The organism is Paenibacillus sp. WLX2291, assembly GCF_046603665.1.
Taxonomy (GTDB): domain Bacteria; phylum Bacillota; class Bacilli; order Paenibacillales; family Paenibacillaceae; genus Saccharibacillus.
The window spans coordinates 3,652,326-3,664,928 of the sequence record NZ_CP176755.1; the positions used below are offsets into that span (position 1 = coordinate 3,652,326).

Consider the following 12,603-nt stretch of genomic DNA (forward strand, 5'->3'; position numbering starts at 1 on the left):
ATATTTGTAATTTACAGTTAGTTTGAGTATACCCTAATAACCACCTGAAATACTAGCTTTATGGGAATATATTACATTTAAAGACATACATCTATTCTCCATTCTCCCACGTGCTCTATGACATACTCGTACATATATATTCAATAAATACGTTCTATAAAACAGAAACAACCTCCTATGAACAGGAGGTTGTTGAAATGGAAGGATTAGCGAACTGTATGTGGTTCCGGTTTCCATTTTGATGTAGCATTGTCGGTTTGTTCTTCTGTACTTTCATTATATACCGGCGGTTTGATCATTGCGGCAATCAGGAACGAGATCACACACAAGATACCGATTACGATAAAGGTAGGTTTGAAGCCGCCCATCCATGCTGCGATAAACGAACCGGCAAGTGCACCGATCCCAAAACCTTGATAGATAATGCCATAGTTTTTGCCATGATTTTTCAGACCGAAGAAATCACTGACGATTGCTGGGAATACGGTAATGTTACCACCGAAGCAAAAGGCGATCGCGGCTACTGCTGCAAAGAAGATACCGAAGTTCAGCGGCACAAAGCTTAGTACAGCAACTGCGGCGGCGGTGACGATGAACGTACCACATACGACTTTGAGACGACCGACTTTATCGGACAATGCACCGAGGATAATCCGACCAACGGTGTTGAAGATAGCGATCATAGCGACGGCATTAGCAGCTGTTGCCAGATCTAGACCTGCCAGCTGTACACCGATATCTTTGACAATACCGATCAGATACAGACCGCTCATACAAGCACTAAAGAACATAATGAACAGCAGGTATGCTTGTTTTGTTTTCAGCATTTCTTTGACGGTATAGTTATGCGTAAGCACGGGAGCTGCTACTTGCGCAGCTGGGATTGTACCATTTTTCACTTTCGACACCTTGGCAACTGCTGGTGTCTCGCTGACGACCGCTTCGCGAATCAGACGAGAACCGATCACGATCATAGCCAATACAATCATGCCCCAGTACAGAAATGCCATCGATACACCAACCGAACCGATCAGAGCGCCGTTGATATATTTGAAGATCAGACTGCCTGTACCATAAGCACCGACTGAGATACCGGAGATCAGACCTTTACGTTCCGGGAACCATTTGATCAGGTTGGACAGTGAAGTCATGTAGGCGGTACCATCTGCAAAACCGACCACGACACCAGCCAGAATGTACAGCAGCGACAGCGACGATACTTGCGAGCTGAGCATAAGACCGACGCCGAGTACGATACCGGCCGTTCCGATCAGGCGACGAATGCCCCATTTTTCCTGTAATTTACCGGAGAATAAAGTGGCAAATGCAAGCGCAAAACTGGTAATGGAGAACGTAATCGCTACGGAGCTGAGTTGCCAGCCAAACTTATCGACCAACGGCTGGTTGAATAAGCTCCATGTATAAATCGTTCCCAGACCCATCTGTACGATAATGGTGCCCAATACGATCATCCAGCGATTGACCGGTTTGCTGGTACTTTCGCCAGTTTGTGGAATTGGTGTGTTGTACGCGGGTTGTGTTTTCATAATGAGTATTCCTTTCCGTCATGAACCGCAATTTGTAGTGTGAACACTTGAGAATTCTCTATGGGACAAGTATACCCCTACATAGCGTGTCAGAAGACGGATTCGGAATGAAATGCACAGAATGCGGAATGAAATGCATTTATATATTCATGATCTGCCGGAACTCTTTCACCTTGCTGCGGCTGACGGGCACTTCGTCATTCAGATCATGTAGACGAAGCAGATACGTATTGTTAAACCACGGAACAATTTCGCGGATTTTGCTAATATTGACGATGTAGGAACGATGACAACGGAAAAAATACTCTTCCGGTAGCGTTGCCTGAAACTCCGTAATGCTCGTATTTACTGTATACTGATCGCGCCGGGTGAATACATTGGTCACCTTTTCGCTGGCAGAGGCATAGTATACATCATCGACGGGAATGACCTGAATGTTATCGTTTTTCCATAGGCTGATCTTGCCTTGTAACGCATGTGTATTATGACCGGACGGCGATTGTTTGCCAGCCGGATGTACAAAAGCTTGGCTGCTACCGACAGAATGGTGATTCGCATCCGACGCAGAACCAGGCTGTGCAGTGTTGTGCTGCCATCGATCAGGCTGCCATACAGCTGGCGGCGTGCCATGATCCTGCGCTCGTTCTCCGCGCTCGCGTTCATATGTCGCTTCCAGCTTGGTCAGCATCGACGTAATCCGCGATTCGCTATACGGCTTCAATATATAATCAAATGCTTCAATCTCGAATGCTTCTGCTGCATGTTCCTTGTATGCTGTAATGAACACAATATAAGGCTTGCGTGAGAATTTGCTAATATTGTGCGCCAATAATACGCCATCCAGCGAAGGAATATTGATGTCGAGAAAAATAGCATCGATCTCGTGATTTTGTACATATTTCAGCACATCTAGACCGTCGTCAAAGCTGCCGGTAATCTCGATGTTGCTGTACGTTTGAATATAGTATTCCAGCTCCTGCCGTGCCAGAAATTCATCTTCCACTACAATCGCTCTCATGATGCCCTCCGCTCTTTGTTGATTTTGAATCGGATACTTGTGCCTTTGTCCAGTCGCTCAATATGCAATCCTTCGCCGTAAATAAGCTTAACCCGCTGATGCACATTGGATAGACCGATCCGATTTTCCGGCATTTTGCCGCGATATACTTTGTCGATCACATCAGGATCAATGCCCGTACCTGTATCTTCAACGATAATTTCTACATATTCACCAGCATCTTTGACAGATAGCGTGACTGTACCTGAACCGCGTCCTTTTAAAATACCATGTACAATCGCATTCTCTACCAACGGCTGAATAATCAGACTCGGCATCTTCACTTCCACTTCATCGATATTGTAAACGACATTCAGCTTACTACCAAAACGCGCCTTCTCAATTTCCACATAATTGACGACTTGCCCCAGTTCTTTGTTAATATCAATTAGCTCATCGCTCCATTCCAGACTGTGACGCAAATATCCAGACAGATTGATAATCATCTCACGGGCATTGTCCGGGTTAATACGGATCGACGAAGCAATCGCATTTAGCGCATTAAACAGAAAATGCGGATTGATGCTCGTTTGCAGCGCCTTGATCTCCGCACGATTCGCCATCTCCTTCATCTGCTCAATCCGCGACACTTCCATGAGCGTGGAGATGATCTGGGATAGACCAACAGCGAGCGTTTGCAGCGAGTAGGTGATTTTGTGAGCGTTACGATAGTAAATTTTCAGCGTACCCGTCACATCACCTTTTTCTTTGAGCGGAATAATAATGAGTGACTGGATATTCGGTACTTTGCCTTCGGCGTCGTCATTGATCAATACAATCTCGCCGCTAGAGATCGCTTGTTTGGTCGCGTCCGTAATGATCTCGTGACCGATATTGTAGCGCTCCTCCCCTAATCCGACATAAGCCAAAATATAGCGCTTATCGGTAATCGCTACCGCATCAGCATGAATATCCTGCCGAATGATGGTACAGATTTTCCTCAGTGAATCGCTGTTGATTGAACGAAAATACGGCAACGTTTTGTTCGCGATATCAAGCGCCAGCTTTGCCTGTCGGGCGGCAATATTTTCCCGTTCTCCTTCTACTCCCTGAACAAACAGCACGATCAGCCCGACGCTGATCTGACCGAGAATCATTGGCAGTCCAATGATCGATACAATCTCTCGTCCAAGTGCATACGGATGCGACATAACTAGAATGAGAATCATCGTTAGTGCTTCGCATGCCATCCCGGCGATAATACCGATCAGCCAGCGCTTATTGCTGCTGACCTTGTTATGAATATAGCCGGACACAATCCCGGCAGTGATGCTCGTAATCAGACAGGGGATCGAGGTGACTCCATCGATATCGATCAGATAACGGTGCACGCCAGATACAATGCCCGTAATCAGTCCAACTGGCCACCCGAACAGAATACCGCCGGATACAATCGCAATAATCCGTACATTCACCAGCGAGCCTTCTACGTTGATGCCTGTATACGTACCTAGAATAGCGAAGCCGCTAAAAATAACCGACAGGATAATACGATCCTTCGTATCTAATACTTCCTTCTGAAAAATCTGGCGAAAATGCGGTAGCTTACTTAGTAAAAATAAGCAAATAAGCAATAACGCTGCACGTTCAAACAGCTGTAATAAAATAATCGGTGTAGCAATACTATTCAAAATGTCCGTCCTCCAAACGCAGGATGCTTTGTTTTGACCATCTGTTTATCATAAATGTGCTAGAAAAGGAATTCAATACGAATTCTTGCTGAAACAACAATTGCAACTATGTCAGCTTTGTGTCGTCTTGTTCGTTTCAGCATTTTTTAAGATTAGATTAACGAATCGTTCATATGAATGGTTTACAATGGCATCAGCAACTTATCCACAACAGGAGAGGCAGGGGCACGTATGAACATGATGTATAGACTAACGACAGGCTCTCCGGCACTCGCTGGTGTTGACGCAGGAGCCGCAGATTACACGGCAACCGGAGCAAACAACAGCTATATGATGATACAACCCAAACGACAATCTTCCGTATCCTACTCTCATTCTTACCATCGTCCAGCATCACTGCGTACGAACGACAAGGATGAGACACAGGATGATTCCTATATGATCGATCACAATGAGTCCAAAGAATGGATGCTATCCCGACTGCTGGAACATGCGGCAAGTCTGCTCGGATTGCGCGTAACCGAATTGAAGCAATATTTGCAGGATGGCGATCATGTGATTCATATTGCCGAACATCAGGGCATCGCAGCTACAAAATTCCGCAAGCTGCTCAGTCATAACATAAGTCTGACCTTGAAGAAGAAGCATACTTCAGGCAAAATTACACATCTGCAATATGAACAATACATGGATATTCTGGATGAACAGCTAGCGGTAATTATTGCTTTATAAAGCAGCATAGCAGTAATGGTATATCGGTACGAAGGGATATATCTTTCTGTAGTATACTTTTGGGAAGTAGAGTGATTTGGAATAGAGTCATTGGGATTCTGCTTCATAGGGTTGTGATAGCTGTCTTATGTAAGATTATTACGACGCTCATGAATATTGCTAAGTAGAGAGTACTAGTTGTTATGACTGTACTCTCTTTTTGTTGTCATTGTACTCTCTAGTTATTTTGGCTTGACTCTCTATCAGTAACTTGGAAGTAACAGTGTAACCTGAAAGTGCGTACTATTGTTCACGATCAATCTCGGGCACAATAAACAGGCAATCCAAACTTCATGTTTAAAGGAGCCTGTACCTATGACAAATCTATCTTCCTCTTCCCCATCGGTGCCTCATTTGCCCAAGGTGGCACTGGTAATTGGTGCAAACGGTGTGATTGGCAGCAATCTGATTCAGCATTTGCTGACTTTACCGGATTGGGATATTATAGGCGTATCCCGGCGTGGCGGGATGGATCGTGAGCGACTGCGTTATTTATCTGTGGATGTACTGGACGAGAACGATACTATAGACAAGCTGGGCAGCTTGCAGGAAGTCACCCATCTCTTTTACGCTGCTTATCAGGATCGCCCGAGCTGGGCAGAACTGGTGGAGCCGAATCTGACTATGCTGATAAATGTGCTGAATGCGGTAGAACCAGCCGCTCCCCATTTGCAACATGTGAGTCTGATGCAAGGTTACAAAGTATATGGCGCTCACCTCGGCCCATTCAAAACACCAGCGCTAGAGCAGGATGCTACTCCTATGCCACCAGAATTCAATATGGCACAGCAGCAGTTTGTCGAGCAGCGTCAACAAGGTAAATCTTGGACATGGTCGGCGATGCGTCCATCTGTTGTATGTGGCGTCGCACTTGGCAATCCGATGAATCTGGCGCTTGTGATTGCGGTATATGCTTCATTGTCACGCGAGATTGGCATTCCGCTGCGCTTTCCCGGCAAGCCCGGTGCGTATCATTCGCTACTGGAAATGACCGACGCTACGCTATTAGCCAAAGCGACAGTATGGGCAGCAACCGAGCCGCAATGTGGAAATCAGGCGTTTAATATTAACAACGGTGATTTGTTCCGCTGGAATGAGCTATGGCCGAAGATTGCAAGTTATTTTGAGATGGAGACTGCACCACCGTTGCCAATGCCACTGGACGTGATGATGCAGGACAAGGAAGCGCTATGGCAACGTATGGTTGAACAATACGATCTTGAGCCACATCCCTATAGTGACGTATCATCATGGGCATTTGGCGATTTTGTATTTGGTTGGGATTATGACTTTTTTGCTGATGGTAGCAAGGCACGCCGATTCGGATTTTATGAGTTTGTGCATACAGAGCAGATGTTTTGGGATATTTTCGACGATCTGCGTGTGCAACGGATTATTCCCGGTTAAGCGTATGGCCCATATAGAGAGTGGATGGGCAGCGTTTGAATGTTAGATCTGCGCTAATCCCCTTCGTGGAGTTATATGTTTTTTTCATGTTGGGATAGGCGATCATGAGCAACAATCTGCGCTTGTTCGCCGTACGTACGCTGTACATGTACATCTCCCCAGCGGCACATCGCATGTAAAATCTCTTTTAGACTGTCACCATACGGGGTTAGCTCGTATTCTACGCGTGGTGGCATTTCATTGTAAACGATGCGCTGAATGATGCCATCTCGTTCCAGCTCTTTTAACTGCTGGGTTAGTACCTTTTGTGTAATAGATGGTAGCAGACGCACCAGCTCGCCATTACGCTTTTTGCCAAATGTCAGGAAAAAGAGAATGACTGGCTTCCATTTGCCACCGATGACTTCCAGCGTCGCTTCAACAGCAGTATTGTATTGTTTGACTGGTTCCGGCATACGGCATTCCTCCTGTTGATATTGAGCTGCGTGATATCATTCTATCATGTTCAGGCAGATTCGTCAGACCGTTGCATGATTGATGCAATCGATCCAATCGCAATATACAAAAGAGACGCAGACCATGAATACGAACCCGTTATGCTCAACGGTGTTCCTTTCAAGTCGCGTCTCTTTTGTATGTGCACTTATCGCAGTTGTCACAATTAGTCGATCAACTCGCCCTGAAATACCTGCTGGCGCTGTAAAAACTCGCGTAGCGGCTCGTACTCCGGCGATGTCCAGAAGAAGTCACTTGCTACCATTCGTGCCGCATCATTGCGCGCAACTTCCAGCACCTCAAAATCGCTGACCATATCTGCGATCTTGAACTCTGGCAAGCCGCTCTGACGTGTACCGAAGAATTCACCCGGTCCACGCAGCTCTAAGTCGCGACGCGACACCTCGAATCCGTCGTCCGTCTCTGTCATTGCTCGCATTCGCTCTTGTCCAATCTCCGACTTCGGATCGGCGACCAGAATACAGAACGACTCATGCTCCCCCCGACCAACACGTCCCCGTAGCTGATGCAGCTGGGATAATCCGAATCGGTCGGCATCCATGACGATCATCAGCGTCGCGTTTGGCACATCGACACCGACCTCGACAACGGTAGTAGAAACGAGCAATTGCGTTTCATTGCTGTAAAAGGCGCGCATCGTCTCTTCCTTCTCCGCCGCATTCATCCGACCGTGCAGCAGTCCAACGGTAGTGTCCGATAATGCTTGATCCAGCTCAACGTAGAGATCAATCGCATTTTGTACATCAAGCTTGTCAGACTCCTCGATCAGCGGACAAATGACATACGCTTGCCGTCCCTGACCAATTTCGCGTGAAATAAAGCCCAGTACTCGATCCATCATATTGTGCTTCACCCAGTACGTGGTGATCGGCTTGCGCCCTTTCGGTCGTTCGGAGATCGTGGATACATCCATATCACCAAATGCCGTAATCGCCAGCGTACGTGGAATCGGCGTTGCTGTCATCGTCAGCACATCCGGGTCAAAGCCCTTGCGCCGCAACACGCTACGCTGATTGACACCAAAGCGATGCTGCTCATCTGTAACGACGAGACCAAGACTGCGGAAAAAGACATCTTCCTGAATAAGCGCGTGGGTACCAACGATAATATTCGTCATACCCATTTGCAGCGATGCCAGCAAGTCCTTGCGCCGACGTCCAGTCACACTGCTGGTTAACATTTCTACGGTAATATCGAACGGTTCAAATAGCTTTTTGAGTGAGCGTACATGCTGCTCTGCCAAAATCTCAGTCGGCACCATCAAGGCGCCCTGATGACCAGAACGTACCGTCGCGAACAAGCCGATTGCCGCTACGACCGTTTTACCGGAACCGACATCCCCTTGCAGCAAACGGTTCATACTATATGGCGAGCGCATATCTTTTAGAATTTCGAGTTCCACTTGCTTTTGTGCATCTGTCAGTTCAAATGGCAAACTGCGCACAAATTCACGAATCGTCGCATTGTCAGTCGTATGCACAATACCGGTACTGCGCTTGCGGTTCATACTGCGATACGCCTGCAATTTGAGCTGGAACATAAACAGTTCCTCATACACCATGCGCCGACGCGCTTGCTTGCCTTCGCCTACATCCTGCGGCTGATGCAGCTGACGAATCGCCTGTTTACGCGACATCAGCTTGTAGCGCTGCATTAACTCCTGCGGCAAAACCTCGGGAATCATCTCTCCATACTGATCCAGCGCTTGATTGATCATTTTGCGAATCCATGTTTGTGTAATCTTGCCACCGACAGAATAGACTGGTTGCAGACTGCCACTACGCTGTGTGCCTTTATCTGGAAATTCCGAATCGGTAATCGTCATTTGTGCACGGCGCTGATCCCATTTACCCGTTAAAATAATATCGCGCCCGGTCGTCAATTGATCTTTTAGAAAATGGCGGTTAAACCAAGTCGCCTTGACCATCCAGTTATCCACCATCACATTGCAAGTTAAACGTGATTTTTTGCCATAGCGCTGTAATACTGGCAGGCCGACAATTTTGCCTTCTACCGTAATTTTGTCGCCATCTTTGACTTCCTGAAGTGCCTTCAGCCGGTAATCTTCATACCGAAAGGGAAAGTACTCTAGCAAATCCAGCACGGTAGAGATGCCAAAGGCGTGAAGCTCCCCCTCTTTGGAAGCACTCACGCCGCTGACCTGCCGAACGCCAATCTGATCCAGATTGATATTCATCATTCATCCCTCATTCATTGTTCATCCGGCCAAGCGAAGACGGCAATCGTACCTGCGCCTGTATGCGTACCGATAACCGGACCGATCTCTGAATAGACCAGTTCACCGATCTCATAATGTTGCTTTAACAGCTGTAACAGTGGCTCACAGGATTCGCGATTCGCCGTATGCCCCAGTGCCAGATGGATTTTGCGTGCAGTCAGCTTTTGCTTCATCATCTCAACGATTCGCAGCATTGCCTTTTTCTGCCCGCGTACTTTTTCAACCGGGTAAATCACTCCATTTTCATCAATCGACAAAATGGGTTTAACATTCAGCAGCGTACCGATCATCGCCGAAGCACGACCGATTCGCCCACCTTTGCGCAAATATTCCAGATCGTCCACGAGAAAATACAGTTCCCGTTCCGCCAGCAAACGATGAACATCTGCCTCAATCGCACGCGGCGACAACCCTTCCTGTGCAAGACGAGCTGCATGAACAACTGCCAGACCATACCCATACGAAGCGGATTTGGAGTCGATCACCGTAATGCGTTCTGGCTGTTCTGTCATGGAGCGTCCAATCGTTGCTGACTGATATGTGCCGCTCAGACCGGAAGATAGATGGATCGAGACAATTTCCCGCTCCGGGTCTTCGGTCAATAGGCGTTCGTATGCAGCCGCATAATCTGCCGGAGACGGCTGAGACGTCGTTGGTAATTGAGAAGCTGCCGCCAATTTGTCGTAAAACTCTGATGACGTAATATCAACACCATCCGCATAATTGTCCTGTCCAAAAAATAAGCGCAGCGGAATAATTTGAATGTTATATTGCTTGATCAGCTCTGCCGGAATATCGGCGGTACTTTCGGTAACGATCATAGGATGTGCCATTCAGTATCCTCCTCGTGAGGCTGTACGGTGCCGTAATAACGGATGATTAAGATTCTACGGAGAACAGGTAGTGATACACCGGTTGTCCGCCGTCATGAATCTCCACTTCCGCATCCGGGTAGGTGGATTCAATCCACTCTGCCAATGCTGCCGTTTGCTGCTGATCTGCTTCACTGCCGGTCAGAACAGTAATGACTTCCTGTCCGTCTTCGACCATTGCTGTCAGCAGTTGTTGACAGGTGTGCAGCAGCTCCGCATCGGTAGCGACAATTTTGGAATTATGAATACCGATATAATTCCCTTGTTTGATGATCATATCATCCATATTCGTATCTCGCACAGCGAGCGTTACCTGACCGGATTTTACATGAGTCAGTGCTTCGTTCAGGTTGGCGGTATTCACATCTACCTCTTCGTCTTCTTGGAACGCAAACGCCGCGGCAATGCCCTGCGGAATACTTTTACTCGGAATAACGGTAATCTGCTTGCTTTCTTCCAGCAGATCACGCGCCTGCTGTGCTGCAAGTACGATATTCGAGTTATTCGGCAATATATAAATGTGACGCGCCGCCAGACTTTCTGCAGCTTTGACAAAGTCTTCTGTACTTGGATTCATCGTCTGACCGCCTGCCAGAATAATGTCTACACCAAGACTGCGGAAAATCTCGGATATGCCATCGCCCGACGAAACAGCAATGATACCGTAAGGCGCAACTTCCTCTGCCGGTGGTACTGCTTCGGCTTGTGTCTGGATCGGTTGCTGCGGAATATCCGCGAACAGCTCCGGTGGCGGTGCAATATCCAGACCTGCCGATAGCAGATCGCGATGCTGCTCTCGCATATTCAAAATATGAATTTGTGTAATCTCGCCATATTGCAGCGCCAGATTCAGCACTTCGCCCGGTGCACGCGAATGCACATGCACTTTGATCACTTCGTCGTCTGCAATGACGATAATGGAATCGCCATTCACGCCCAGCGCTTGACGGAACTGCTCTTCGTCAAAACGCGCCTGTGCTGCCTGACCAAGGGTACGATTGATAAAGAACTCCATATCATACAAAAATTCAATATCTTCCGTCTCCAGCTTGGCTTGCGCCGATACAGGTACATCAATTGCAGGCGCTGTCTTCACAGCTACCGCAGACGGCGCGCTGCTGACAGAGGTATGAGCAGTCGTATTCCCTGCTGTACTCGTTGTTGCTTGTCCATGCTGTAAATATTCGTAAAATCCTTCATAAATATATACTAAGCCCTGACCGCCGGAATCGACGACGCCGACTTGCTTGAGCACCGGCAGCATTTCCTGTGTCTGTGCCAGCGCTTCATGAGCACGCTTTAATACTTCGCCCATCAGATCTGTCAGATCCGTGGTGCGGCGGGAATAGTATACCGCGTGCTTGGCAGCTTCTTTGGCTACTGTAAGAATCGTGCCTTCCACTGGTTTCACGACCGCTTTGTAGGCAGCTTCTACGCCCTGTTGCAGTGCAGCCGCAAATTGAGCAGCATTTAATTCATCGCGGGATGATGCCGAGCGGCTGAAGCCACGGAACAGCTGAGACAGAATAACGCCAGAATTACCACGCGCGCCCATTAGCAGTCCTTTGGACAATATAGTTGCCGCCTGACCGATGGATGGCGTTTCATGCAATTTCAGTTCTGTTACTCCTGCGGTCATCGTCAAATTCATATTGGTGCCTGTATCGCCATCCGGCACAGGAAACACATTCAAAGAATTGACATGTTCTGCATGCTGGTGCAATTGTGCTGCACCCGCCAGTACCATTGCGGTAAAATCAACCCCGTTTAAAGAACGCTTACTCAATGAAAAATCCCCTTCCTCATCTATCCGCTTCGCCAATAACTAATGGGAAGCAGAACTTTACGCTAGTCATAGTTAATTGTTTAGTTGTTATTTCTTGTTCTGCCTGCCCTCATATCAATGCTAAATGATAGCCAGACACTGTTCATCAGGTGATACAAAGCATCATTTATCGTTATTATGCCATGCCACCATTATTGATCCTGTACCTATACAGGATGTGCTGTATTATACGCCAGTAGTATGACTGACGTTTCATATGTTTAGCACCTTATCCAAGTACCAAGTACCAAACCTGGGCAAAAGCGCGCCATTACAGCTGTTTTTGGTAATACGAGCTACAATGAACGGCTACTCCGGTGAGTATAAAAGCAGCCGATAAAACGCTTTTACAAATAGGCGCAAACCTGCCACAGCTTCCGTCCAAAGGTCATACGGAACTATGTTACATTGTACTATAACCCTGTACAGAAATAAATAAAGTATTTAGAAGTGTTGACGTTGCTTTCTTGATTATGATAATATGTTATGAGTGTTGTTTTCATGCACTTTTTCGGAAATAGGAGGTGTAACTATGGCCCGTAAATGTTATGTAACAGGTAAAACTGCTGGTAGCGGCAACCACGTATCTCACGCTAACAACCGTAACCGTCGTACTTGGGGCGTGAACGTTCAAAAAGTTCGCATCCTCGTAAACGGTAAACCAAAACGCGTATATGTAAGTACTCGCGCTTTGAAATCCGGTAAAGTTACCCGCGTATAATGATATGATGATGAGAA

General features: G+C 47.2%; 10 protein-coding genes. 3 read left to right on the forward strand and 7 right to left on the reverse strand.

The features are described from left to right. Positions 1-206: 206 nt before the first annotated feature. From ACDE64_RS15610 to ACDE64_RS15620, 3 genes are all read right to left on the reverse strand, one after another. Positions 207-1,472: an OFA family MFS transporter gene (locus tag ACDE64_RS15610; RefSeq protein ID WP_411346812.1), complete on the reverse strand. Its 1,266-nt coding sequence runs from the start codon at positions 1,470-1,472 to the stop codon at positions 207-209. Positions 1,473-1,686: 214 nt separating this feature from the next. Further along, positions 1,687-2,565: a LytR/AlgR family response regulator transcription factor gene (locus ACDE64_RS15615; protein ID WP_411347428.1), complete on the reverse strand. Its 879-nt coding sequence runs from the start codon at positions 2,563-2,565 to the stop codon at positions 1,687-1,689. Further along, on the reverse strand, positions 2,562-4,235 hold the full coding sequence (locus ACDE64_RS15620; protein ID WP_411343064.1) for a LytS/YhcK type 5TM receptor domain-containing protein: 1,674 nt from the start codon (positions 4,233-4,235) through the stop codon (positions 2,562-2,564). The genes ACDE64_RS15615 and ACDE64_RS15620 overlap by 4 nt, the downstream gene beginning before the upstream one ends. Positions 4,236-4,472: 237 nt before the next feature. Here ACDE64_RS15620 and ACDE64_RS15625 point away from each other — a divergent pair, with 237 nt between their 5' ends. Together ACDE64_RS15625 and ACDE64_RS15630 are read left to right on the forward strand one after the other, a co-directional pair. Beyond that, positions 4,473-4,967, forward strand: a complete 495-nt coding sequence (locus ACDE64_RS15625) for a hypothetical protein (RefSeq protein ID WP_411347429.1) — start codon at positions 4,473-4,475, stop codon at positions 4,965-4,967. 354 nt (positions 4,968-5,321) lie between these two features. After that, a complete protein-coding gene (locus ACDE64_RS15630; RefSeq protein ID WP_411347430.1) occupies positions 5,322-6,413 on the forward strand; it encodes an SDR family oxidoreductase in 1,092 nt (363 codons plus the stop codon). 71 nt (positions 6,414-6,484) lie between these two features. Here ACDE64_RS15630 and ACDE64_RS15635 read toward each other — a convergent pair whose 3' ends face one another. The 4 genes from ACDE64_RS15635 to ACDE64_RS15650 form a co-directional block, all read right to left on the reverse strand. Next, positions 6,485-6,868 carry a winged helix-turn-helix transcriptional regulator gene (locus tag ACDE64_RS15635; protein ID WP_411347431.1) on the reverse strand — a complete coding sequence of 128 codons (384 nt, stop codon included), beginning with the start codon at positions 6,866-6,868 and terminating at the stop codon, positions 6,485-6,487. A 206-nt stretch (positions 6,869-7,074) separates the two neighbouring features. After that, positions 7,075-9,126, reverse strand: coding sequence for an ATP-dependent DNA helicase RecG (gene recG, locus ACDE64_RS15640; RefSeq protein ID WP_411350312.1), 2,052 nt, complete (start codon positions 9,124-9,126; stop codon positions 7,075-7,077). 14 nt (positions 9,127-9,140) lie between these two features. Next, the gene (locus tag ACDE64_RS15645) at positions 9,141-10,001 is read right to left on the reverse strand and encodes a DegV family protein (protein ID WP_411343068.1); all 861 of its coding nucleotides are present in this window, start codon (positions 9,999-10,001) and stop codon (positions 9,141-9,143) included. Positions 10,002-10,047: 46 nt separating this feature from the next. Further along, positions 10,048-11,826: a DAK2 domain-containing protein gene (locus ACDE64_RS15650; protein WP_411347432.1), complete on the reverse strand. Its 1,779-nt coding sequence runs from the start codon at positions 11,824-11,826 to the stop codon at positions 10,048-10,050. Positions 11,827-12,397: 571 nt separating this feature from the next. On the opposite strand from ACDE64_RS15650, the gene rpmB reads away from it, so the two are divergent. Then, positions 12,398-12,586 carry a 50S ribosomal protein L28 gene (gene rpmB, locus ACDE64_RS15655; RefSeq protein ID WP_367059797.1) on the forward strand — a complete coding sequence of 63 codons (189 nt, stop codon included), beginning with the start codon at positions 12,398-12,400 and terminating at the stop codon, positions 12,584-12,586. Positions 12,587-12,603: the final 17 nt, after the last annotated feature.